Source organism: Paracoccus lichenicola (assembly GCF_009708075.1).
GTDB classification, from domain to species: Bacteria; Pseudomonadota; Alphaproteobacteria; order Rhodobacterales; family Rhodobacteraceae; genus Paracoccus; species Paracoccus lichenicola.
The window spans coordinates 462,298-487,019 of record NZ_WMBT01000002.1 but is presented as its reverse complement, the minus strand read 5'-3'; the positions used below and the strand labels follow the sequence as shown (position 1 = coordinate 487,019).

At 67.6% G+C, this 24,722-nt stretch carries 17 protein-coding genes, 1 tRNA gene and 1 CRISPR repeat array (1 of these 19 running past the window's edge); of the genes, 10 read left to right on the top strand and 8 right to left on the bottom strand.

All coding sequences use genetic code 11. The features are described 5' to 3' along the window. Positions 1-11 precede the first annotated feature (11 nt). The 4 genes from GIY56_RS05835 to GIY56_RS05820 are packed head-to-tail and all read right to left on the bottom strand — an operon-like array spanning position 12 to position 3,799. Complete coding sequence (locus GIY56_RS05835) at positions 12-386, bottom strand: acyl-CoA thioesterase (RefSeq protein WP_154763843.1); 375 nt, start codon at positions 384-386, stop codon at positions 12-14. Next, on the bottom strand, positions 379-804 hold the full coding sequence (locus GIY56_RS05830) for a RidA family protein (RefSeq protein ID WP_154763842.1): 426 nt from the start codon (positions 802-804) through the stop codon (positions 379-381). Before GIY56_RS05830 ends, GIY56_RS05835 begins: the two co-directional genes overlap by 8 nt. Then, on the bottom strand, positions 801-1,526 hold the full coding sequence (locus GIY56_RS05825; RefSeq protein ID WP_154763841.1) for an SDR family NAD(P)-dependent oxidoreductase: 726 nt from the start codon (positions 1,524-1,526) through the stop codon (positions 801-803). The genes GIY56_RS05830 and GIY56_RS05825 overlap by 4 nt, the downstream gene beginning before the upstream one ends. After that, entirely contained in the window at positions 1,523-3,799 is a 2,277-nt protein-coding gene (locus tag GIY56_RS05820; protein WP_154763840.1) for a bifunctional salicylyl-CoA 5-hydroxylase/oxidoreductase, read from the bottom strand. Before GIY56_RS05820 ends, GIY56_RS05825 begins: the two co-directional genes overlap by 4 nt. Before the next feature lie 197 nt (positions 3,800-3,996). On the opposite strand from GIY56_RS05820, the gene GIY56_RS05815 reads away from it, so the two are divergent. Next, positions 3,997-4,416 (top strand): acyl-CoA thioesterase, encoded by a 420-nt coding sequence (locus tag GIY56_RS05815; RefSeq protein WP_154763839.1) that lies wholly within the window; start codon positions 3,997-3,999, stop codon positions 4,414-4,416. On the opposite strand, the gene GIY56_RS05810 is transcribed toward GIY56_RS05815, so the two are convergent. Genes GIY56_RS05810 through gatC form a run of 4 tightly spaced genes read right to left on the bottom strand, consistent with a single transcriptional unit; the run spans position 4,389 to position 7,249 of the window. Beyond that, positions 4,389-5,060 (bottom strand): N-acetylmuramoyl-L-alanine amidase, encoded by a 672-nt coding sequence (locus tag GIY56_RS05810; protein ID WP_328288454.1) that lies wholly within the window; start codon positions 5,058-5,060, stop codon positions 4,389-4,391. The two genes, GIY56_RS05815 and GIY56_RS05810, sit on opposite strands and share 28 nt — an antisense overlap. Continuing rightward, the gene (locus GIY56_RS05805; protein WP_154763838.1) at positions 5,057-5,473 is read right to left on the bottom strand and encodes a hypothetical protein; all 417 of its coding nucleotides are present in this window, start codon (positions 5,471-5,473) and stop codon (positions 5,057-5,059) included. The genes GIY56_RS05810 and GIY56_RS05805 overlap by 4 nt, the downstream gene beginning before the upstream one ends. A gap of 10 nt (positions 5,474-5,483) precedes the next feature. After that, the gene (gene gatA, locus GIY56_RS05800; RefSeq protein WP_154763837.1) at positions 5,484-6,965 is read right to left on the bottom strand and encodes an Asp-tRNA(Asn)/Glu-tRNA(Gln) amidotransferase subunit GatA; all 1,482 of its coding nucleotides are present in this window, start codon (positions 6,963-6,965) and stop codon (positions 5,484-5,486) included. Next, on the bottom strand, positions 6,962-7,249 hold the full coding sequence (gene gatC / locus GIY56_RS05795; protein WP_154763836.1) for an Asp-tRNA(Asn)/Glu-tRNA(Gln) amidotransferase subunit GatC: 288 nt from the start codon (positions 7,247-7,249) through the stop codon (positions 6,962-6,964). The genes gatA and gatC overlap by 4 nt, the downstream gene beginning before the upstream one ends. A gap of 195 nt (positions 7,250-7,444) precedes the next feature. Between gatC and GIY56_RS05790 the strand changes: the two genes are divergently transcribed. The 9 genes from GIY56_RS05790 to cas2e all read left to right on the top strand — a co-directional run bounded on the left by GIY56_RS05790 (position 7,445) and on the right by cas2e (position 16,662). Then, positions 7,445-7,519: transfer RNA gene (locus GIY56_RS05790), tRNA-Glu, on the top strand. A gap of 680 nt (positions 7,520-8,199) precedes the next feature. After that, on the top strand, positions 8,200-10,725 hold the full coding sequence (gene cas3 / locus GIY56_RS05785; protein ID WP_154763835.1) for a CRISPR-associated helicase Cas3': 2,526 nt from the start codon (positions 8,200-8,202) through the stop codon (positions 10,723-10,725). Positions 10,726-10,984: 259 nt separating this feature from the next. Continuing rightward, entirely contained in the window at positions 10,985-12,475 is a 1,491-nt protein-coding gene (gene casA / locus GIY56_RS05780; protein ID WP_154763834.1) for a type I-E CRISPR-associated protein Cse1/CasA, read from the top strand. After that, entirely contained in the window at positions 12,472-12,993 is a 522-nt protein-coding gene (gene casB, locus GIY56_RS05775; RefSeq protein WP_154763833.1) for a type I-E CRISPR-associated protein Cse2/CasB, read from the top strand. The genes casA and casB overlap by 4 nt, the downstream gene beginning before the upstream one ends. Continuing rightward, complete coding sequence (gene cas7e / locus GIY56_RS05770) at positions 12,990-14,066, top strand: type I-E CRISPR-associated protein Cas7/Cse4/CasC (RefSeq protein WP_154763832.1); 1,077 nt, start codon at positions 12,990-12,992, stop codon at positions 14,064-14,066. The genes casB and cas7e overlap by 4 nt, the downstream gene beginning before the upstream one ends. Then, a complete protein-coding gene (gene cas5e / locus GIY56_RS05765; RefSeq protein ID WP_196053552.1) occupies positions 14,059-14,739 on the top strand; it encodes a type I-E CRISPR-associated protein Cas5/CasD in 681 nt (226 codons plus the stop codon). Before cas7e ends, cas5e begins: the two co-directional genes overlap by 8 nt. After that, positions 14,736-15,443: a type I-E CRISPR-associated protein Cas6/Cse3/CasE gene (gene cas6e, locus GIY56_RS05760; RefSeq protein ID WP_154763830.1), complete on the top strand. Its 708-nt coding sequence runs from the start codon at positions 14,736-14,738 to the stop codon at positions 15,441-15,443. Before cas5e ends, cas6e begins: the two co-directional genes overlap by 4 nt. After that, on the top strand, positions 15,440-16,375 hold the full coding sequence (gene cas1e / locus GIY56_RS05755) for a type I-E CRISPR-associated endonuclease Cas1e (protein ID WP_154763829.1): 936 nt from the start codon (positions 15,440-15,442) through the stop codon (positions 16,373-16,375). Before cas6e ends, cas1e begins: the two co-directional genes overlap by 4 nt. Further along, positions 16,372-16,662 carry a type I-E CRISPR-associated endoribonuclease Cas2e gene (gene cas2e, locus GIY56_RS05750; protein ID WP_154763828.1) on the top strand — a complete coding sequence of 97 codons (291 nt, stop codon included), beginning with the start codon at positions 16,372-16,374 and terminating at the stop codon, positions 16,660-16,662. The genes cas1e and cas2e overlap by 4 nt, the downstream gene beginning before the upstream one ends. Before the next feature lie 56 nt (positions 16,663-16,718). After that, positions 16,719-24,722: direct repeats of the CRISPR family, unit length 29 nt; unit sequence CTGTTCCCCGCACCCGCGGGGATGAACCG (it continues 261 nt past the right edge of the window).

Below are 24,722 nucleotides of genomic sequence, written 5' to 3'. Positions count from 1 at the left end.
TTGGGTTTCGTTCAGGCGGCAAGCGCGCGCGGGCTGCCCGCCTTGTCGGTGGCGACCATGACGACGCGGGCGGTGGCGACAAGGACGCGCGCGCCGTCGGGGTCCGCGATCCCCGCCAGGTCCAGCGTGAAGGATGTCCGGCCAATCCGGGCCACGCGGGCATGAACGGCAAGGTCGGACCCCACGGGCAGGGGCGCGTGGAACACCATCTCGTGCACCGCCCGGATCAGGCAGGGACCCGCCACGCTGCGGCCCGCGCGGCCTGCGGCATGGTCGAACTGCGCCATGATCCAGCCGCCGAAGACGGTCATGCCCATGCCCGCGTCCGCGGGGCGGGCGACGGTCAGGATGACGGGGCGGTCGTCGGGCGTGGGCCAGTCAGTCATGGGGGATCACCGCCGTCGCCTCGATCTCGACCTTGGCGGCGTCCTCGATCAGGGCCACGACCTGCACCACGGCCATGGCCGGGAAATGGCGGCCGATCACGCGGCGATAGGCGGCGCCGATCTCTTTGAGGTTGGACAGGTATTCCGCCTTGTCGGTGATGTACCAGGTCAGGCGCACCAGATGTTCGGGCCGCGCGCCCGCCGTTTCCAGGACAGCGACGATGTTGCGCAGCGTCTGTTCGAACTGGCCGACCAGATCCACATGCTCGAACTGCTGCTGGCCGTTCCAGCCGATCAACCCGCCGGTGAAGATCACCTTGCCCTGGGCCATCACGCCGTTGGCATAGCCCTTGGCCGGCACCCAGCCTTCGGGATTGAGGAAGGAATGCGGAGAGCGGGGGGGATTTTGCAGGTTCATGGTGTTTCTCCGCCGGAAATGGAAATCGCCTGGCCCGTGACCATGCTTGATCCGGGCGCGCAAAGCCAAAGCACCGCCTCGGCCACGTCGGCGGGCGGGACCAGGCGCCCCATGGGGTTGGTCGCGGCCAGGGACGCGCGGGCCTCATCGGGGCTGCGCCCGGTCCTGGCGACGATGGTGTCGATGGACCGCCGGGTCATTTCGGTGTCCAGGAAGCCGGGGCAGACTGCGTTCACGGTGATGCCCTTCCGCGCGACCTCCAACGCTGCCGACCGGACCAGGCCCAGGACGCCGTGCTTGGCCGCCGCATAGGGCGCGACATAGGCATAGCCTTTCAGGCTCGCGGTCGAGGCAATGGCGATCACGCGGCCCCAATCGCCCTCCATGGTGCGCAGGGCCTCTCGGATCGTCAGGAAGCTGCCGGTCAGGTTCGCGTCGATCATCGCGCGGAACTGGTCCAGCGTGGTGCGGGTCAGCGGCGCGCTGTCGGACGCCCCGGCATTTGCCACCACGATGTCGAAGGGACCGGTCGCGAACAGCGCCTGCACGGCACCCTCATCGGTGATGTCGCAGATCTGCGCGCGGATGCCGGGGGCCGCGTCGATGGGACGGCGGCCGCAGACCGTGACCTCGGCCCCTGCGTCCGCCAGCCTGCGCGCGATGACCGCGCCCGTGCCTGACCCGCCGCCCGTGACCAGCGCCTTGCGGCCCGCCAGCGTCATGCCATGGCCCTTGCGCGTTCGGCCAGGGTGTTGGCCTGCCGCCGCCCGCCTTCATAGGGTGCGGGCCAGGCCTGTTCGGTATCGCCCAGCTCCACCGCCGCGTGCAGCGTCCAATAGGGGTCGGCCAGATGCGGTCGCGCCAGCAGCACCAGATCCGCCCGTCCCGCCATCAGGATCGAATTGACGTGGTCGGGTTCATAGATGTTGCCCGCCACCAGCGTCGGCACGCCCAGGTCGTTGCGGATGCGGTCGCTGAAGGGCGCCTGGAACATGCGCCCGTAAACCGGCTGTTCCGCCTTGTCCGTCTGGCCCGAGGACACGTTGATCGCGTCCGCCCCGGCGTCGTGAAAGGCGTGGGCGACCTGCACGGCGTCCGCCGGAGTGACGCCGCCATCCACCCAGTCATGGGCCGAGATCCGCACCGTCATCGGCTTGGCGTCCGGCCAGGCGGCGCGCATGGCGGCAAAGACCTCCAGCGGATAGCGCAGGCGGTTTTCCAGGCTGCCGCCGTAGTCGTCGCTCCGGCGGTTCGTCACCGGAGAGATGAAGGAGGCCAGCAGATAGCCGTGCGCCGCGTGCATTTCCAGCATGTCGAAGCCCGCGCGGTCGGCGGTCTTCACCGCCTCGACGAACTGCGCCTTCACGGCATCCATGTCGGCGCGGTCCATCGCCTTGGGCGTCTGGCTTTCCGGCAGATAGGGCAGGGCGGATGCCGACATCAGCGGCCAGTTGCCGTCCGCCAGCGGCTTGTCGATGCCTTCCCAGGCGATGCGCGTGGATCCCTTGCGCCCCGCATGGCCGATCTGGGCGCAGATCTTCGCATCCGTCTCGGCATGGACGAAGTCGGTCAGGCGACGCCACGCGGCTTCCTGATCGGGACCGATGCAGGGGCAGCCCGGCGTGATCCGGCCTTCGGGGCTGACACAGAGCATTTCCGTGAACACCAGCCCCGCGCCGCCCTTGGCGCGTTCGGCGTAGTGGACGAAGTGCCAGTCGGTCGGATGGCCGCCCTGCGCCTTGTATTGCGCCATGGGCGAGACGACGACGCGGTTCGTCAGCCGCATGTCGCGCAGCTGGAAGGGCGCGAACATCGGGCGGCGGGTGGACTGGCTGCCCGCCTTGGCCTGGAACCAGGCCTCGGCCTGGGCCAGCCATTCGGGGTCGCGCAGGCGCAGGTTTTCATGCCCGATGCGCTGGCTGCGGGTCAGCAGCGCATAGGTGAACTGGGTCAGGTCCAGGTCCAGATACCGCTCGACCTCCTCGAACCATTCGGTCGAATTGCGCGCGGCGGATGTCACGCGCAGCACCTGCAACTGCCGCGCCGTTTGGTAATCGGCCAGGGCCTGGTCCAGCGGCTTGCCCGCGTTCAACTCGTCGGCCAGGGCGATGGCGCTTTCCATGCCCAGCTTGGTGCCCGAGCCGATGGAAAAATGCGCCGTGGCCGAGGCATCGCCCAACAGCACCACATTGTCGAAATGCCAGTTTTCGCAAGTCACGCGCGGAAAGCGGATCCAGGCGGAACCGCGGATGTGGTTGGCGTTCGACATCAGCTTGTGGCCGCCCAGGTGGCGCGCGAAGATCCTTTCGCACAGCGCCATGCTGTCGGCTTGGGACAGGTTGGCGAACCCGAAGGCGTCGAATGTTTCCGGCCCGCATTCCACGATGAAGGTCGCGGTGTCGGCGTCGAACTGATAGGCGTGCGCCCAGATCCAGCCGTGCTCGGTCTTCTCGAAGATGAAGGTGAAGGCGTCGTCGAATTTCTGCCGGGTGCCCAGCCAGACGAAATGGTTGTGCCGCATGTCGATCCGCGCGCCGAAGCGGTCGGCATGGGTCTGCCGCGTGCGCGAGTTCAGCCCGTCGGCGGCCACCACCAGGTCATGCGTGGCGCGCAGGTTCTCAAGCGCCGCCCCGTCCAGATCCGCCTGGAAGCGCAGGTCCACCCCCAGATCCCGGGCGCGCTGCTGCAACAGAACCAGCAGCTTCATCCGCCCGATGCCCGCGAATCCGTGCCCGCCCGAGGTCATGGAGTCGTCGCCCCGCACGACCTTCACGTCGTCCCAATAAGCGAAGCTGTCGCGGATCATCGCCTCGCTGACGGGATCGTTGCCGGCAAAGTTGTTCATCGTCTCGTCCGACAGCACCACGCCCCATCCGAAGGTGTCGTCGGGTCGGTTGCGTTCATAGACGGTGATGTCGTGGCCCGCGTCGCGCAGCTTCATGGTGATGGCGAAGTAAAGGCCGGCAGGGCCAGCCCCGAGAACGGCGATCTTCATGTCCAGGCTTCCTTGTATCGATGCGGCGGGGGCAGATGCTTTAGGTATAAAATTATGGCGGCACGCGTCTGTCAACAGTATTCTGCGACTGGTTGCCCGTCAGTTGCCGTTGTTGACAGGAAACCGTGCAGCGATATGCTTCAAGCGTAAACCAATGGCGCTTGCGCCTGCCGCCACTGCCCGCAAAGGACCGCCCCATGCCCTTTACCCTGTCCAAGCCGCTGCGCTTCGGCGATTGCGACCTGACCGGCATCGCCTATCACCCCGCCTACCTGTCGATGCTGGTCGATGTGAACGAGGCGATGTTCGCGTCCTTCGGCATCACCTGGAAAGAGATCATGTTCGAGCGCAAGCTGGGTCTGCCCACGCTGTCGATGAACATCCTGTTCACCAAGCCCGCCGTCTATGGCGACGTGCTGACCTTCAACGTCCATGTGCGCAACGTGGGGCGGTCCTCGCTGGATCTGGAAACGGTGGTGACTGTCGGCCCGGACGTGATCTGGACCATCCGCCAGAAGATCGTCCTGACCTCTCTGGAAAACCACAAGTCCACGCCCTGGCCCGACGACATCCGCGCGGGCCTGGAACGTTACCTGGAACCGGTCGCCGCCGAATAGCGCGACCGGACAGCCGCCGCGACAAAGGCGGCGGTGCGCCGGTCGGCCTCGGTCTCGGGACCCTGCGCCCAGGGGCGGAAGCGCAGCCGGAAGGCGGCAAGGCGCGTGGCCGGGTCCACAAGGGGATAGCCGATGCGGGTCAGGCTGGTCTCCAGCGGGGCATCCGCACCTGGGCCGCCGGCCAGCGCCAGCCCCTCGCAGGCCAGGCGCTGCCAGTCGAAGCGGGGACCGGGGTCGATCTTGCGGTCGGGGGCCATGTCCGAATGGCCGATCACGCCCTCGGGTCCGATCCGCCAGCGGGACATGATGCCGCGCAGCAGCCCCGCCACCGCATCCATCTGGCGGGACGGGAAGGGGCGGTCGCCGGGATTGGCGATCTCGATCCCGATGCTGCGCGAGTTCACGTCGTCGCGCCCCTGCCAGGATCCCGCGCCCGCGTGCCAGGCGCGGCGATCCTCGGGGACCAGGGGATCGAGGCGGCCATCCTCGTGGACCAGCCAATGGGCGCTGACCTCGGCCCCGGGATCGCACAGGCGCGCGCGCGCCTCGGCCGTGTCGGCCATGCCGGTATAGTGCAGCACGACCAGTTCGGGGCGCTGGCCCCGGCGGTCGCCATGGTTGGGACTGGGAAAACCCCCGGTCACAGCGGCGGCTGGTCGCCCCTGCGCATGGAGGGGGGCACGATCAGGACCGGCGCGTTCGGATCGCGGACGGTGCGCATGGCGGGGATCGTCACGACCGGGGCGGGCCGGACGGGGACCGTCTGGACCTTCTTGACCACCCGCACGCGGTCCACCCCCATGGTGGGCGGGATCGGCACCGGGCTGCGCCCGGCGATGTCCGCGCCCGTCGGCGCATAGAAGGGCCGGGCCACGGGAATGGTCTTGGGCGATTCGACGTTCGTGACCAGCGCGGCTTCCCGCGTGGCGCGGTATTGGCCATAACGTGTCGGGCCGAAATTGTAGTTCGGGTTCCAGCCCAGGTGTTCGCCACAGCCGGCAAGCGCCAGCACCGAAAGGATCAGACAGCCGCGCATCGTGCCTCCATGACCTGCCATGCTTGCGACCCTACCACCAGCGATCGGGCTTGGCCACAAATCCTGCAGCGCGTTCAAGGACAAGCGCGTGGTTCAGCAATTCGCCTTCCTCGAAGGGACGCCCGAACAGTTGCAGGCCCAGCGGCAGCCCCTGCCTGTCCAGCCCCACCGGCACCGCGATCCCCGGCAGCCCGGCCAGGTTCAGCGTCACGGTGAACACGTCGTTCAGATACATCTGCACCGGATCGCCGCCGTCCATGGCCCCCAGGCCAAAGGCGGCGGACGGAGTCGTCGGCGCCAGGATCGCGTCGATGCCGTCCGCGAAGGCCATGTCGAAGTCGCGCTTGATCAGCGCGCGGACCTTGCGGGCGCGGTTGTAATAGGCGTCATAGAATCCTGCCGACAGGACATAGGTGCCGATCATGATGCGGCGCTGAACCTCGGGGCCGAAACCCTCGGCCCGGGTCTTTTCATACATCTCGGTGATGCCGTCGCCCTGGCCCAGCTTGGCGCGGTGGCCATAGCGCACCCCGTCATAGCGGGCGAGGTTCGACGACGCCTCGGCCGGGGCGATCACGTAATAGGCGGGCAGCGCGTATTTCGTGTGCGGCAGGCTGATGTCCACGATGACGGCCCCCGCGTCGCGCAGCATGTCCGCGCCCTTGTGCCACAGGGCGTCGATCTCGGGCGGCATCCCGTCCACGCGGTATTCGCGCGGGATGCCGATGCGCTTGCCGCGAATGTCGCCGGTCAGCAGGGATTCATAGTCGGGAACGGCCACGTCGGCGCTGGTCGAATCCTGCGGATCGACGGATGCCATGGCCCCCAGCATGATCGCCGCGTCGCGCACCGTCTTGGTCAGCGGCCCGGCCTGGTCGAGGGACGAGGCATAGGCGATCACCCCCCAGCGGCTGACCCGGCCATAGGTGGGCTTCAGCCCCACGATGCCGGTAAAGGCCGCAGGCTGGCGGATCGACCCGCCGGTATCCGTCGCGGTCGCGGCCAGGCACAGGTCCGCCGCCACCGCCGCCGCCGACCCGCCCGAGCTTCCGCCCGGGGTCAGGGGCCGGTCATCGACCTTCCACGGGTTCACCGCCGGGCCATAGCAGCTTGTTTCGTTGGCGGACCCCATGGCGAATTCGTCCTGGTTCAGCTTGCCCAGCATCACCGCGCCCGCGTCCCACAGGTTCCGCGTGACGGTCGATTCGTATTCCGGGCGGAAGCCTTCCAGGATCCGGCTGGCCGCCTGGCTGGGCACGCCCTTCACGCAGAACAGATCCTTGACGCCCAGGGGGATCCCGGTCAGCGCGGTCGCGTCCCCCGCCTGGATACGGGCATCGGCGGCCCGGGCCATGGCGCGCGCCATTTCGGGCGTCTTGTGGACAAAGGCGTTAAGCGCGCCCGCCCCCTCGATGGCGGTCAGGCAGGCTTCGGTCAGCTCGACGGCCGTGGTGTCGCCCTTGCGCAGGGCGTCGCGCGCGTCCGCGATGGTCAGGCTGTTCAGGTTGCTCATTCCACCACCTTCGGGACGGCAAAGAAGCCCTCGCGGGCGTCGGGGGCGTTGGACAGGATCCTGTCGGCCATGCCGCCGGTGGTCACGACATCCTCGCGCCGCTTGAGGCGCATGGGGGTGACGCCGGTCATGGGTTCGACGCCGGTCACATCGACCTCGGACAACTGTTCCATGAAATGCAGGATGCCGTTCAGTTCGCGGGCAAGCGCCGGCAAAGCGGCGTCATCGACCGCGATGCGCGCCAGATGGGCGACCTTGCGGGCCTGATCCTCGGTGATCGACATGACGTTTCCTTTCGTTGGCCGGGGTTTACAGCCCCCGGCGCGCCCCTGCAAGAACCGCGCGGCAGGGCAGGGCCGACCCGCATCCGCCTTGCCGAAAATTTTGTCCGAAGGGTGGATTTTTCCCCTTGCGCCCCCCTGCGGCTTTGCCTAAACACCGCCCCACGCCGCCGGGAAAGACCGGCAGCGCCGGAAAGTGGCCCGTTCGTCTATCGGTTAGGACGTCAGGTTTTCAACCTGAAAAGAGGGGTTCGACTCCCCTACGGGCTGCCACGAAATCCAGAAAGCCACTTTTTTTAAAGTCTTTCTACATAACTCTGGCTAACCTGTTCGGGAGGTTGGCCAAAACCCCGGATCAGGCGAGCCGATCCAGCGCGTTGCCGGTCAGGGCAGCTGCACCTTTTTGGTGTATCGCTTGACTTCGGCCAGCGTTTCATGCCCGCTCGACCATGATCTCGTGCAGAGTTGCGCCAGCCTCCGCCGATCGGTGGGCACATGCCTTGCGCAATCCGTGGACGAACAGTGCGGCAATTCCAGCAGACAGACATCTCCCATGCGCTTCCGTTTTCCAGCGGTTCATGGTCGCGGCCTCCTGGCTGACACAGCGGGGGAACCATCTGGATATGCAGGGTGCCGGGCGTATCCGCCGAACGCCTTCCATCGGCGTGCAGGCTGTTGATGCTGCCCTGGGGATGAGCCGCCGGCATCCGCTCACGCCGACGGCCCGCGATGGGCACGTCACAAGCCATGCCCCGAGCCTGCGTGATCGCTTCATGCTGGGGTGCGTCATCAAAGAGCAGCATCGCGTCCGGCCGCCATCGCCCATTGCCATGTGGACCCGGGCGACGACGCCCCTATGGCTTGCATGGCAAGAGATCGGCAACCGCGCGGCCTGTTCTTGCCCATCATGGATCGTCTGTTGCAAGCTCTGCAAGGTCAGAGGAACAAATGTCATGCAGCTTGCGCAGATCGAACGCTGGCCGGGGAAAAGCCCTGTCGAACCGGGGCTGCCCGCGCATCCTGCAGTCTATCACATGCTGGACGTGGCGGCCGTGGCCGAGGTTCTGCTGGCCGATCACCCTCGGCGCGACCTGTTCTGCCTGCTGATCGCGTTGCACGATCTGGGCAAGATCGGACGCGTGTTCCGCGACATGCTTTTGAACGGCACGGTTCAGGACAGACGGCACTGGGAAGTGACCGAAGCCTGGCTGCGTGATCCCGAGATCGAGGGATTGTTGGCAGATCGGCTGGGCGGCGGCTTTCATGCGTTGCGCCCCCTCGTGGCCGCCACTGCCGGCCATCATGGCAGGCCGCCAAGAGCGATGGACCATGACTGGAGGCAGATGCGCGACCGCGCCGGCGCCGAGGCGCGCGCGGATGCGACGGCTTTCGTGCGCGCCTGCCTCGATCTGTGGCCGGGGGCCACGCTGGAAGGGATGCGCCAGCGCGAGGCGAAGACCCTGACATGGTTTCTGGCCGGGGTCACGACGGTTGCCGATTGGGTCGGATCAAACGCGGAATGGTTCGCGCCGCGGAACGCTGGTCCGACGCTGGCCGAATACCTTGCCGATGCCCGACAACGTGCACCGGATGCCCTGCGCGCCGCCGGCTTGCTGCCGCCTTCTCCGAAGGCCGATCCGCTGTTCGATTTCAGGCTGCGCCCCATGCAGAAGGCCGCGCGCGACATAGAACTGCCGCCCGGACCGATGCTGGCGATCATCGAGGACGAGACCGGCGCCGGCAAGTCCGAGGCCGCCTTCATCCTGGCGCAACGGATGCTGTGCGCGGGCAAGGGGCAGGGGCTTTATGTCGCGCTGCCGACCATGGCGACGGCGGACGCGATGTTCCGCCGCGCGCGCAAGGTCGTCGGCGGCCTGTTCCAAGACGTGCCCTCGCTGACGCTGGCCCATGGCCGGGCGGGGCTGTCGGTCGAATTCCGGGACGTGCGCAACACGGCCCCCGGTTCGGACGATCCGGTCTGCGGCGACTGGCTGGCGGCCAGCAGGCGGCGCGCATTGCTGGCGGATGTGGGCGTGGGCACCATCGACCAAGCGCTGCTGGCGGTGCTGCCCACGCGGTTTGCCACGCTGCGCAACTGGGGCCTGTCGCGCAAGATCCTGATCGTGGACGAAGCGCATGAACTGGGCGAGCCTTACATGGCCCACGAACTGGCCACCCTGCTGCGGCTTCATGCGATGCAGGGCGGCTCGGCCATCCTGCTGACGGCGACGCTGCCGCTGGATCTGCGGGCGCGGCTGTCGCGCGCCTTTGCCGAAGGGACCGGGCAACCCTTTGCCGAGGATCGCGATCCCGCCTATCCCAGCCTGTCGATCCCCGCAGGCGCATCGGTCCGCAGCTTCGACCCGCCGGAAATGACCAAGGGCGATGTCGCGGTCAACCGCCTGCCCGATGCGGATGCCGCGCTGGACCTGCTGGCCCGCCATGCTGCCGCTGGCGCGGCCTGCGTCTGGGTGCGCAATGCCGTGGACGATGCGATCGCCGCCGTGGCCGCACTTCGGGCACGGGGCATTGACGCCGATCTTCTGCACGCGCGCTTCACGCTGGCCGACCGCAAGCGGGTCGAGGCGGGGATGATGGCCCGTTTCGGCCGCGACGGCACGGGCCGCGAGGGGCGGGTGCTGGTGGGGACTCAGGTGCTGGAATCCTCGCTCGATCTCGACTTCGACGTGATGGTGTCGGACCTTGCCCCCATCGCCTCGCTGATCCAGCGGGCCGGGCGGCTGTGGCGGCACATGGATCTGCGTCCGGCAAACCTGCGACCTGTGCCGGGGCCGGTGCTGCATGTCGTGGCGCCCGATCCCGAGACGGTCACGGATGACCGCTGGCTGCACGGCGTCCTTGATCGCGGGGCCTGGGTCTATCCCCTGGCGGATCAATGGCGCACCGCTGCGGTTCTGACCGAGACGGGCGCCATCCGCGCGCCCGACAACCTGCGCGCCCTGATCGAGACCGTACATGGTCCCGACGCCCGCCCGGTGCCCCCCGCGCTGGAGGGTGCCGAACTGGAAACCATCGGCGAAGGCCACGCCCGCAGCAGCCACGCGCGCCAGGCGACGATACGGATCGAGGAAGGCTATCGCGACGGCGGCGGCGGTTCCGACGATGCCGAATACCCGACCCGGCTGGGGCAGCCGACGCGGACCCTGCTGCTGCTGCGCCGCGAGGGCGGTCGGCTGCGGTTCTGGTCGGGAGACGCGGATCCGGCCGATGCCCACGCCACCGCCGAAGCCGAGGCGCTGAGCGAGGTGTCCGCCAGCGCCAAGAGGCTGGCCGGGCTGGATCTGCCGGATCAGGAGGGTCCGGAACTGGCCGGTTTCCGCAAGGACTGGCCGGACTGGCGCAAGGCTTCGGTGACGCTGTGTGTCGTGGGCGATGATAGCGCTATCTTCAAAGGGCTAGCCTACGATACGGATTTGGGGCTATTGTTTGGAAGATCCTCGCACGGGGATGGCCCGTGACTACAGAAGGGCTTCGAACGTTCCCCGCAGGGTGGGGATAAGTGACTACAGAAAGATGGCTCTTGACAGGGCGCCAACCCTTATAGCAGATTGAAAGAGCCTCGGGACTGCAAATCCCGAGGCTGGTAGGCCCGAACATCAACCCGCTGTTGGCGCAGCAAAGGAGTGAGGCAAATCCAGTGCTGAAAATACCTGAATAAGCCCTCATCCGGACAGGAACAGCTTATGCCGTTCTCCTGATGAGGGCAAGGTCCGTGCTTTGGCGCGGGCCTTTTCTTTTGTCCTTCATGGAGTATGTCTATTGCCCCTCAATCTTATTTCCGACGCCTGGATTCCCGTGTCCAGCACCCATGGCCGCCGGATCATCCGCCCCGATCAGATCGCTGAACCCGATGTTCTGTTCCCCGACTGGCCGCGCGCCGACCTGAACATCGCCTGCCTGGAGCTGCTGATCGGCCTGGTCCATCTGGCCGACCCGGTCGAGGAGGTCGAGGACTGGGCCGACCGGAAACCTGATCCCGAACGGCTGCGCGCGGCCCTGGCGCCCTTGGCCCCGGCCTTCGACCTTGGCGGGGACGGGCCGCGCTTCCTGCAAGACCGAGAGCGATTCGAGACGGCGAATGCCAAGGTGGACATCAATTCGCCCGACATGCTGTTCATCGATTCGGCTGGCGGCAACACCGCCAAGAACAATGCCGATCTGATGGTGCGGCGCGGGCGCTATCCGCGCCTGGATCCCGCGCTGGCGGCGATGGCGCTTTACACGCTGCAATCGCAGGCTCCGGCGGGGGGCGCGGGCAACCGCACCTCGATGCGGGGCGGGGGGCCGATGATCACGCTGGTCGAGCCGCCCGAACCGGGGCTGTGGCCGCTGGTCTGGGCGAATGTCCCGCTTGGCCGTCCGCAGGGGCCCGAGGCGCTGCCCTGGATGCAGGACGCCCCCCGACCCGATCCCCTCTACCCGCCTGAGGACGGCAACCTGGCCGAGACGTTTTTCGGAATGCCCCGCCGCCTGCGCCTGATTTTCTACGGCGATCAGGTCACGGGCGTCCTGCAAAAGCCCTATGGCGCGAACTATGCGGGGTGGGAACACCCGCTGACGCCTTATTACCGCGTGAAGGACGGCGCGGAACTGCTGCCCCAGCACCCGCGCGCGGGCGCCTTTGGCTATCGCAACTGGCTGGGGATCAATGCGGCGTCAACCAGCGATCTGCGCCGCCAGGCCGCTGCGCTGACGGGCTATGCCGACCGCGCCTACAGCACCGAAGGCGCCAGCGTGATCGTCGCCGGTTGGGCGATGGACAACATGAAGCCCCGTGATTTCACCCTGTCGCGCCAGCCGCTGATCCCGGAAGGCGAGGCACTGACCTGCATCCAGCGGATGATCGCTGCGGCCAAGATGTGCGGCGAGACGCTGGCTACTGCTCTGAAGATGTTGGCGAGTGGCGGCACCGCGCTGGACGCGCTGCGCGAGGAGTTCTTTCTGCGCACGCAAGGTCCGTTCGAGCGGCTGGCGGGCGAGACCGGCCATGACGACACGATGGCCCGCTGGCTGGCCGAGATGCACAAGACGGCATTGGCGATTTTCGACGACGCGGCGATGCCGGGACTGGCGGGGATGCCGATCAAGGACGTGGAAGCCATCCTGCGCGAACGGAACCTGCTGATCGCGATGTTCCGCGGACAGGGCAAGACGGGCGCGAAGCTTTATGGCGAGTTGGGGTTGGAGGCGAAGGCGAAGGCGGCATGACGGAAGACATCGGAAAGACGCTGTCGGGGTGGTGGCGCGAGGCGCTGCGGCCTGCCGACGACACCTCGGCCGCCCGCGCCCTGCGCGCCCGGCTGAGGCGGGCGGATGCGCTGGAGGCGCTGGCTCAGCCGCAGGTTCACGATCTGGTGGCCCGCGCGCCCTGGCTGCGCCACCGGCCCAAGGGGCTGATCCGCGTGGTGCAGGTGCTGGCGCATGTCGAAAGGAACGACCTGCGCAGCCTTGCGCGCGTCCTTGGCAGCGGCGATCCCCCTGCCATGTCGCGGGCGCGTTTCGAACGGCTGGTCCGGTCCGAGGCGGACGAACTGCCGCGCGCCCTGCGCCGCGCCATTGTTCTGACCGAGGGCGGCTGCAACGTCGCCACGCTGGGCCGCGACGTGCTGAACTGGGACGACCCCGAGCGGGGCGAGGACATCCGCCGCAACTGGTATTTCGACTATTTCAACGCCGCGCGCGACAACGCCGCAGCCGAAGGCAAGACCGAGGACATTGCGCAATGACGACCTTTCTGCAACTGCATCTGCTGACCGCCTATCCGCCGTCGAACCCGAACCGCGACGACCAAGGCCGCCCCAAGCAGGCCACTGTGGGCGGCGCCCCCCGGCTGCGCCTGTCCAGCCAGTCGATCAAGCGCGCCCTGCGTGTATCCGAACCGTTCCGGCAAGGTCTGGCCGGGCATATGGGCCAGCGGACGAAGCTGATGGCCAAGGTGCTGCTGGACCGCCTGCTGGCCGGAGGCATGGACGCCGCACAGGCCCGCACCAAGGCCGAGGAGATCGCCAAGGTCTTCGGCAAGATCGAACCGCAGGACAAGAAGCGCCCCGAGGCGGTCCAGGGCACGACGCTGGCCTTCATCTCGCCTGACGAACGCGCCTTCGCGCTGGATCTGGCCGACAAGGCATTGGCGGGCGAGGCGCTGCCGACGGACAAGGAACTTGCCAGGACCGTTCTGCGCACCGCCGACGGCGCCGTGGACATCGCGATGTTCGGACGGATGCTGGCCGACAATCCCGATTTCAACCGCGACGCCGCCGTCCAGATCTCGCACGCGATCACCACCCACCGCGCCCAGGCCGAGGACGACTATTTCACCGCCGTCGATGACCTGCAAAGGCGCGAGGACACGGGCGGCGCCCATCTGGGCGAACACGGCTTCGGGTCGGGTGTTTACTATCTTTACGCCTGCGTGAACTGCGACCTGCTGGTGGAAAACCTGGGCGGGGACAAGGAACTGGCCGCGCGGGGTTTGCGGTCGCTGGTCCGCGCCATCGCCACGGCCACCCCTTCCGGCAAGCAGAACAGCCATGCCCACCACCCCCGCGCGGGCTATGTCCGGGCCGAGATCGGGGGGGCCGCCCCGCGCGATCTGACGGGGGCTTTCTTCACGCCGGTGCGCGGCGACGATCTGTTCGACGCATCGGCCCGCGCCCTTGAAAGGACCGCGGCCGACATCGACCGCGCCTATGGCCCTGCGGCGGATGCGGTGGAAACCATGGACGTGCCGAAGGGGCAGGGCACGCTTGCGGCAATCGAGGATTTCGCGGCCTCGGCGCTGGAACGGCAGAATGCCTGAACATCTGGTCTTCACTCTGGCGGCGACCCTGGCCTCGAACGGCGATCTGGCGGGGCATGAACGGCGCGGCACGCTGACATGGCCGGGCCGGTCGGCGATCCTGGGGCTGCTGGCGGCGGCGCGCGGCATCCGCCGCGACGATGCCCGGGGGCAGGCGGCGCTGGCGCCCCTGCATGTCGCCGTGGCGGTCCACGACATCGGCCAGCCGCTGCGCGATTACCACACGGTGCAGACGGTGCCCACGGCTGCGGCAAGGCGTCCCGACAGCCGCGCCGCGGCCCTGCACAAGGCAGGGCGGGCGGTCAACACGACGCTGACGCAGCGCGATTACCGATGCGGCGTGCTGTATTCGGTCGCCGTCTGGGGGTTGGACATGGCGCCCTTTCGCGACGCGCTGCTGCGGCCGGTCTTCACGCTTTATCTGGGGCGCAAGTCCTGCCCGCTTTCCGCCCCGCCCGCGCCCCGGCTGGTGCAGGCCGACGATGCCGTGACTGCCCTGGAGGCCGCGCAGATGCCGGAATTCCGGCCTGTGCCACCCGCTTTCGCGATCCATTCCGACGCGCCGTCCCCCGATGCCCGGACCGAGCGGCGAAACGACGTGCCGCTGGACCGCAGCCGGTGGCACTTCACCAGCCGCGAGGTCCATGTCACCCACCTGCCGAGGTCTGCATGAGCCTCTATCTGTCGCGCCTGACGCTGTCGCGCGCCCCCTCGGTCGAGGCCCTCAAGCGCCTGATCGACCCCGAGGAACGCGGCCGCGCGCAGGACGCCCATCACCGCCTGCTGTGGTCGGCCTTCGCGGGCGATCCCGATGCCCCGCGCGATTTCCTGTGGCGGTCCGAGGGGAACGGCCGTTTCTTCGTCCTGTCGCGCCGCCGCCCGGCTGATTCCCCCTTCTTCGACCAACCCGAGGTCAAGGACTTCGCGCCCGCCCTTGCCCCCGGCGACCGGCTGGACTTCGTGCTGCGCGCCAACGCCACCCGCACCCGCAAGACCGGCGAGACGACCGCATCGGGCAAGGAGCGCCGCAAGCATGACGACGTGGTCATGCACGCCATCCGCGACCTGCCCAAGGGCGCGCGGGCCGAGGCGCGCATGGCCGCCGCCGGAACCGCGGGCCGCGCCTGGCTGGAGGGGCAGGGGACGCGCGCCGGTTTCGCCGTCGAACTCGCCGAGGTGGCGGATTACTCCGTGGTCGCGCTGCCCGATCATCGCGGTCCGCGCCGGGGGCAGCCGCAATTTGGGGTGCTGGATTTGTCGGGGGTGATCCGCCTTGAGGATCCCGCGCTGTTTCTGGACCGCATGGCGCAGGGGTTCGGGCGCGCGAAATCCTTCGGCCACGGGCTGATGATGATCCGCCGGGCACGTCCTGCATGAGCCTGCCGGGCCTGCCGCCGCCGCGTCCCATCCCGATCAAGGACCGCTCGTCCCTGGTCTTCGTGGAACGCGCGCAGCTTGACGTGGCCGACGGCGCCTTTGTCGCCGTCAATGCCGACGGCACCCGGACGCAGATCCCCGTGGGCGGCTTGGCCGGGGTGATGCTGGAACCCGGCGCCCGCATCTCTCATGCGGCGATCGCGTTGGCCGCGCGCACCGGCACCCTGATCACCTGGGTGGGCGAGGCGGGCGTGCGCCTGTATTCCGCGGGCCAGCCGGGCGGTGCGCGCGCCGACCGGCTGTTGTGGCAGGCCCGCCTGGCCCTGGACGATGCCGCCCGGTTGCGCGTCGTGCGCAAGATGTACGCCCTGCGCTTTGGCGAGGATGCGCCGCAGCGCCGGTCCATCGACCAGCTTCGCGGGATCGAGGGCGTGCGCGTGCGCAAGTCCTACGAGCTTCTGGCGCAGACCCATGGCGTCGCCTGGACCCGCCGCAGCTATGACCCCCGCGATTGGGAGGCCGGCGACATCCCCAACCGTTGCCTGTCCGCCGCGACCGCCTGCCTGCACGGCCTGACCGAGGCCGCCGTCCTGGCTGCGGGCTACGCCCCGGCCATCGGCTTTCTGCACAGCGGCAAGCCCCTGTCCTTCGTCTACGACATCGCCGACCTGTGGAAGATCGACACCGTCGTCCCCGAGGCGTTCCGCATCGCCGGCCTTGCCGCGCGCGGCAAGCTGGACATGGCGCCCGACCGCGCCGTCCGCCTGGCCTGCCGCGACGCCTTCCGCAGAACCGGTCTTCTGGGCAAGATCATCCCCCGGATCGAGGAAGTGCTGGAAGCCGGAGAGCTTCCGCGCCCCGAACCGCCCGCCGATGCCATCGGCCCGGCCTTCGACGAGGACCGGTCAGGCGACGACGGACACCGCGGATGATCGTGGTCGTCGTGACGAACGCCCCGCCGCGCCTGCGGGGCCGCCTCGCCGCCTGGCTGGTCGAGGTCCGCGCCGGCGTCTATGTCGGCGACTATTCCGCCCGCACGCGCGAGATGATCTGGTCGCAGGTCACCGGCGGCATTGATGGGGGCGACGCCGTGATGATCTGGAGCGCCCCCAACGATCAGGGCTACGACTTCGCCACGACCGGCAAGAACCGCAGGATGCCTGTCGATTTTGACGGGCTGAAGCTGGTGTCGTTTTACCCCCCGAATTCCTCGAAATGATCGGTACGCTGGAGCCGATTGAGTTTTCGTTGGTGGATCAATAAGCTGCAACAAGACTGTTCCCCGCACCCGCGGGGATGAACCGACGTTTTTCACCTTCTTCCAAGGCTTCATTCGCTGTTCCCCGCACCCGCGGGGATGAACCGACGGGTTTCAGGCCCTTGTTCCGGTCGGCGCACTGTTCCCCGCACCCGCGGGGATGAACCGCTGCCGACGCTGCATTTCCGGCATAGACAAAACTGTTCCCCGCACCCGCGGGGATGAACCGGGCTGACTGCCGGTCCCCCGCTGGTCTATAACCTGTTCCCCGCACCCGCGGGGATGAACCGCATAGGCATCCGCGCGCCCTCCTCCCGCGCGGCCTGTTCCCCGCACCCGCGGGGATGAACCGCAGACGTTAGATATGGCCAGCTTCGGTGAGGACTGTTCCCCGCACCCGCGGGGATGAACCGCCGGGCGTTCAGGTAGTCCGTCTTGCCCGGCTCTGTTCCCCGCACCCGCGGGGATGAACCGGTAGCCTAGTCCATCGTTCAGATGGTCAAAGCCTGTTCCCCGCACCCGCGGGGATGAACCGATGGACTTGCCGTCCTCGATGGCTTGGACAACCTGTTCCCCGCACCCGCGGGGATGAACCGCCTGATCATGGGATGGCTGTCCCGCATCTTCCCTGTTCCCCGCACCCGCGGGGATGAACCGATGGAGACGCAGAGCCGCAATCTGGTGGCTGACTGTTCCCCGCACCCGCGGGGATGAACCGTCACCGATGGACTTCCAATTCGCAGATTTTTCCTGTTCCCCGCACCCGCGGGGATGAACCGCCGGTGTTGCGGACGTAGCGGCCCGCGATGGCCTGTTCCCCGCACCCGCGGGGATGAACCGACACCTGCGGACAGCCTGACCGCGCCAATGCCCTGTTCCCCGCACCCGCGGGGATGAACCGCTGGAAACTGACGTTCTGGAGGCGAGACGTTACTGTTCCCCGCACCCGCGGGGATGAACCGCTGGACATGAGGGTTCCTCTGTTTGCCAGTTGCTGTTCCCCGCACCCGCGGGGATGAACCGCGTCAATGCGCGTATCTATGTCGGCAAGCCGACTGTTCCCCGCACCCGCGGGGATGAACCGTCGATAGAAACCCTTACTGGCCGCGTTTCAGACTGTTCCCCGCACCCGCGGGGATGAACCGCAGGTCGAGGCGCTTTCCAGGACCGGCCACGACTGTTCCCCGCACCCGCGGGGATGAACCGCCTTGGTCGCTGAATTGAAGCGCAGGGGTTACCTGTTCCCCGCACCCGCGGGGATGAACCGTCCACACACGACCGACCTGCGGGCGAACCGATCTGTTCCCCGCACCCGCGGGGATGAACCGGCCAAGCTGCGCAGCGACCTGACCCTGCGCGACTGTTCCCCGCACCCGCGGGGATGAACCGGTCCGCCGCCAGCTGAAGCAGGCATGCAAATGCTGTTCCCCGCACCCGCGGGGATGAACCGGCGCAGCTGCGCGAGGCCATCGGGATGACCGACTGTTCCCCGCACCCGCGGGGATGAACCGCAGGGCCGCACGTTTCTTGCCGTCCGCGTGAGCTGTTCCCCGCACCCGCGGGGATGAACCGGCAGCAGTTTTCCTGGCCATGTCGATATTGGCCTGTTCCCCGCACCCGCGGGGATGAACCGCGATGTTGCATTGCGGCGAGGGCGTCAGCCTCCTGTTCCCCGCACCCGCGGGGATGAACCGGCGACCAGGACCAGCTTGGCCGTGCCCGTCCCCTGTTCCCCGCACCCGCGGGGATGAACCGGTGTCATGGACATTTGTCCACGTCAATACAAACTGTTCCCCGCACCCGCGGGGATGAACCGGCGATGAGCCTTGAGCGGCTGCGGGAATTGGGCTGTTCCCCGCACCCGCGGGGATGAACCGGAAAATCAGGGTTATTCCGAAGACAGCAGCGACTGTTCCCCGCACCCGCGGGGATGAACCGGGTGGCCGATCTGGTAGGTCGGTGCATCGCTGCTGTTCCCCGCACCCGCGGGGATGAACCGCAGGGCGTCATTTCGCAAGGCGAGATGAACCGCTGTTCCCCGCACCCGCGGGGATGAACCGCTGGCAGACCGCTACCAGACCGACACCGAGAACTGTTCCCCGCACCCGCGGGGATGAACCGGCGACGGAAACGGCCCCGTATCCGTATGTGACCTGTTCCCCGCACCCGCGGGGATGAACCGGTGTATGAAAAGCAGGTCGAGGAATTGAGCAGCTGTTCCCCGCACCCGCGGGGATGAACCGGGGCAGGGCCACGCTACGGCGTAACTCCCAATCTGTTCCCCGCACCCGCGGGGATGAACCGTCCCGCGCCGGGGTGCAGCGTCCGGCCTACACCTGTTCCCCGCACCCGCGGGGATGAACCGGCGTCAATGGGCAGCTTGACGACAACGCCCCACTGTTCCCCGCACCCGCGGGGATGAACCGCCGAGGCGTGGGTGCGGGACAACCTGAACCGGCTGTTCCCCGCACCCGCGGGGATGAACCGCGTGATGGCCTCGCCCTCGTGCAGACTAACGACTGTTCCCCGCACCCGCGGGGATGAACCGGCGTCTGCTATTCGATGGGCAGAGCATACCGTCTGTTCCCCGCACCCGCGGGGATGAACCGCGCAAGGTTGCCCGTGTGCATGACGGGGATATCTGTTCCCCGCACCCGCGGGGATGAACCGGGCATCCTGGGCGGCGCTTCAAGGAGAATGACCTGTTCCCCGCACCCGCGGGGATGAACCGTTGACCGTCACGCGGGGCATCACTTCAAGGGACTGTTCCCCGCACCCGCGGGGATGAACCGCCTCCCGGATTGCTTTTCTCACGCGCTTCTTACTGTTCCCCGCACCCGCGGGGATGAACCGTCGGATGAGGAAGCGGCGCAGGAATATAGGCTCTGTTCCCCGCACCCGCGGGGATGAACCGCGGGCCTGCCAGCCGTGCTTGGGCTTGCCGTCCTGTTCCCCGCACCCGCGGGGATGAACCGCTTGCGCATCTGCTGGCATGAACCCCCCGCGCCTGTTCCCCGCACCCGCGGGGATGAACCGCGTCCGAAAAACCCGGATGAGGATACAAAGGACTGTTCCCCGCACCCGCGGGGATGAACCGCCACCGAGGCGTCATTCCAATAGGACGGCCCCCTGTTCCCCGCACCCGCGGGGATGAACCGTCCTTGAGACGCCCCCACAGCCACAGCGCCTTCTGTTCCCCGCACCCGCGGGGATGAACCGGCCTTGAGTGATTCGTGCATCAGGGCGCGGTCCTGTTCCCCGCACCCGCGGGGATGAACCGCCGTGGAAACCGCTGGCACGCTGAACGGGTGCCTGTTCCCCGCACCCGCGGGGATGAACCGCCATCATTCATCGGCGCCGGTGCCACTCGGGCCTGTTCCCCGCACCCGCGGGGATGAACCGCGGTGCAGGACGTGGGGATCACCATTGATGGGCTGTTCCCCGCACCCGCGGGGATGAACCGATCGTGTCGGCAGAATACTTCATGACGGACAACTGTTCCCCGCACCCGCGGGGATGAACCGTTTTATAGCATCTGATACTGAACGACCGCCTCCTGTTCCCCGCACCCGCGGGGATGAACCGCGCCTCATCATGCCCCCGTGACCGGATCGGATCTGTTCCCCGCACCCGCGGGGATGAACCGTCAGCCATATTCGTAGTGCAATGGCACCTAGTCTGTTCCCCGCACCCGCGGGGATGAACCGACGCGGCCCCTGTGAAACTGTCCAGGCCGGACCTGTTCCCCGCACCCGCGGGGATGAACCGGCGCAGAGGACCGTCCGCAGGGGTTTGCGATGCTGTTCCCCGCACCCGCGGGGATGAACCGTATCCTGGCCGTGTGCCGCACGCCGTTCCCTCCTGTTCCCCGCACCCGCGGGGATGAACCGAAGAATTACGCAATACAGCCCTCGCTTTGCGGCTGTTCCCCGCACCCGCGGGGATGAACCGATGCGCGCAGGACATGACTCGGACAAGCCCGGCTGTTCCCCGCACCCGCGGGGATGAACCGTCGTCCAGAACCGTCGATCCCGAGCCGCGCAGCTGTTCCCCGCACCCGCGGGGATGAACCGCGCGTCACCTGTTCGTCCGTCACGGAGCCTGACTGTTCCCCGCACCCGCGGGGATGAACCGATGTTCGAGCGGGCCAGCTTCGCTTCCACCTCCTGTTCCCCGCACCCGCGGGGATGAACCGCGCATCTGATGAACACCATCACCGTCTATACCCTGTTCCCCGCACCCGCGGGGATGAACCGGGGGACATCTACGAAGTGGTCCAGTGGGTCAACTGTTCCCCGCACCCGCGGGGATGAACCGTTCGACCCGCCCAGCGACAGGGAATACCGCAACTGTTCCCCGCACCCGCGGGGATGAACCGATGGTGGACGCGCGAATGGGCACGATCTGACGCTGTTCCCCGCACCCGCGGGGATGAACTGGCCGTATGCGTGAAATGTTTCTTGATCGTTACCTGTTCCCCGCACCCGCGGGGATGAACCGGAAAACCGCTGCCTTCGCTAAGCTTCGCGAGCCTGTTCCCCGCACCCGCGGGGATGAACCGGCCGCAGCGGGTTGTTCCGCAGCGCATCGAGGCTGTTCCCCGCACCCGCGGGGATGAACCGCCTTTGAAAAACACATTGAAGCGAAAAGGCCACTGTTCCCCGCACCCGCGGGGATGAACCGGCAGAGCCATTGCGAACCTCTCAGGTGGTGCCCTGTTCCCCGCACCCGCGGGGATGAACCGCACTCCCGCTTGATCCAGTTCAGCCTCGCTCACTGTTCCCCGCACCCGCGGGGATGAACCGCCGACGCGGTTCTTGCGGCCGCCCATCTCGTCCTGTTCCCCGCACCCGCGGGGATGAACCGAGTTAACGCCGCTAATCTACAGGTTGCAGCACCTGTTCCCCGCACCCGCGGGGATGAACCGCGGAGGCACAATGACCGCCCCCCGCGCCGCCCCTGTTCCCCGCACCCGCGGGGATGAACCGCGGCCTGGGCGCCGCGCTTACTAACGGGGGCCCTGTTCCCCGCACCCGCGGGGATGAACCTCAGTGGCCTTCACCATCGCCGTGATCGCCCTTCTGTTCCCCGCACCCGCGGGGATGAACCGAACGGTATCACCGTCTCCCTTGCCAATATCGACTGTTCCCCGCACCCGCGGGGATGAACCGCTTGATGCGCGGCGGGGTGCTGATCAAATCCTCTGTTCCCCGCACCCGCGGGGATGAACCGCGAAAAGTGTCTGACGCCAAGCGCATCAAGACCTGTTCCCCGCACCCGCGGGGATGAACCGGCGTACACGGACACCAGCACCACGGCCTGAACCTGTTCCCCGCACCCGCGGGGATGAACCGCTGAGTGAGGAACGGGGGACGCCCCCGGACCACTGTTCCCCGCACCCGCGGGGATGAACCGAAAGCGGCCATGAACATGGAACGGCTGATGCACTGTTCCCCGCACCCGCGGGGATGAACCGGCTCCTAAAGTCGAATTCGGAATTCGATACAACTGTTCCCCGCACCCGCGGGGATGAACCGAAAACGCCTAACGTTGAGTGGCAAGATTTCATCTGTTCCCCGCACCCGCGGGGATGAACCGGTATGGCGTGGAATAGATCGAGACGATATTGGCTGTTCCCCGCACCCGCGGGGATGAACCGGCGCGATCACCGTGCAATGGGGCCGCATGTGGCTGTTCCCCGCACCCGCGGGGATGAACCGACGTCGGGGCCAACACCTATTCCATGTGGTATCTGTTCCCCGCACCCGCGGGGATGAACCGCATTCGTTGAAAACGGGCAATTCATTTCGTGTCTGTTCCCCGCACCCGCGGGGATGAACCGGTGAGGGCGCGCCTGCGACCCAGGTGCCGGTTCTGTTCCCCGCACCCGCGGGGATGAACCGGCCGGACGCGCCAACGTCCGGCCTTCTTCAATCTGTTCCCCGCACCCGCGGGGATGAACCGCTGGCCCCATCCATCGCGTTCCGCTCGGAATACTGTTCCCCGCACCCGCGGGGATGAACCGGTGATCGGCAGCTTGCCGACGTTCTGGCCTTCCTGTTCCCCGCACCCGCGGGGATGAACCGCTATCCCCTGATGGATGGGGCAGGCGGGCGGTCTGTTCCCCGCACCCGCGGGGATGAACCGGCAGTCCCGCGCGGAATGTCTGCCGAGGCGTTCTGTTCCCCGCACCCGCGGGGATGAACCGCTGTCGTTCATTCCCCAGGTCGCCGAGTGGATCTGTTCCCCGCACCCGCGGGGATGAACCGGCTGGACGGCCGAGCATGACGACGATCATGCCCTGTTCCCCGCACCCGCGGGGATGAACCGCAGACGGCGCGCCCGCCATGGTCCCTGACCTGCTGTTCCCCGCACCCGCGGGGATGAACCGTTCGTGTTTTCGTTCAACGGCCGGCACGACCGCTGTTCCCCGCACCCGCGGGGATGAACCGGTGGCAAGCGACGGCGCGGGCGGGTATCTCGCCTGTTCCCCGCACCCGCGGGGATGAACCGGCATCGAAGCTGCCTTTGTGGAGGAATGGAAACTGTTCCCCGCACCCGCGGGGATGAACCGGCACAATGGCGGGCAGACGGCACCCGCTACGACTGTTCCCCGCACCCGCGGGGATGAACCGGCTTGCGCATCGGCCCGCGTGATTTCCAGGATCTGTTCCCCGCACCCGCGGGGATGAACCGTCTGAGTCGGACCTGCGGTTCGATCTGGTCAGCTGTTCCCCGCACCCGCGGGGATGAACCGACGGTCAGACGGTAGAGGACGGTCATGTTAGCCTGTTCCCCGCACCCGCGGGGATGAACCGGCCAAGGTGATCAGCGAGATCGGCGAGTCGCTCTGTTCCCCGCACCCGCGGGGATGAACCGATCGCACAGGAAAGCAAAGATGAACGCGTAAGCTGTTCCCCGCACCCGCGGGGATGAACCGGCTTCATTGGAAGCGGTGGCGATCAGATAGTCCTGTTCCCCGCACCCGCGGGGATGAACCGAACAGTTCACGCTCACCGCGATGCGGGCGCTTCTGTTCCCCGCACCCGCGGGGATGAACCGATCAGGGCCGTCATGGCCGAGCAGGAGGAGGTCTGTTCCCCGCACCCGCGGGGATGAACCGTCTGCCATGCACTGCCGAAGGGCGGCGGCGCGCTGTTCCCCGCACCCGCGGGGATGAACCGCGGCAGGCCCGCAGAAAGGCCAAGGCGAATGGCTGTTCCCCGCACCCGCGGGGATGAACCGATGGACGACCTGGGCCTGTGGCTGCACACGCACTGTTCCCCGCACCCGCGGGGATGAACCGGCCGAACCGGCGTTCCAGGCGGGGCAGGCCATCTGTTCCCCGCACCCACGGGGATGAACCGTCACGCCCGGCTCGGTCATCATCTCGGCAGGTCTGTTCCCCGCACCCGCGGGGATGAACCGGTAAATGAATTTTTCGCCTTTTACGCGTGCAACTGTTCCTCGCACCCGCGGGGATGAACCGCGGTGATGGGGGTTCAGGTCGGCCATGGGCACCTGTTCCCCGCACCCGCGGGGATGAACCGCCATAGGTCAGACCCCCGGGTTGCGACCATAACTGTTCCCCGCACCCGCGGGGATGAACCGCGCGGCTTCAACGCCGCCCGTCCTGACCGCATCTGTTCCCCGCACCCGCGGGGATGAACCGAAGACGAAAGAGCTTGACGCGGGCCTGCGCGTCTGTTCCCCGCACCCGCGGGGATGAACCGGCTATCGCTATCGGGTCACGGCGCTTGTGGGCCTGTTCCCCGCACCCGCGGGGATGAACCGATGTGGTATGGCGGGCTTCCCACCCGCCCGTCCTGTTCCCCGCACCCGCGGGGATGAACCGCGCGTGGATGCGGTGGGGGTCAAGATCGACCCCTGTTCCCCGCACCCGCGGGGATGAACCGATCCCGAGGCGGACGGGTTGCGCCTTGTGGGGCTGTTCCCCGCACCCGCGGGGATGAACCGCTATCATCCGTCTGGCGATGACCCTGGAGGCACTGTTCCCCGCA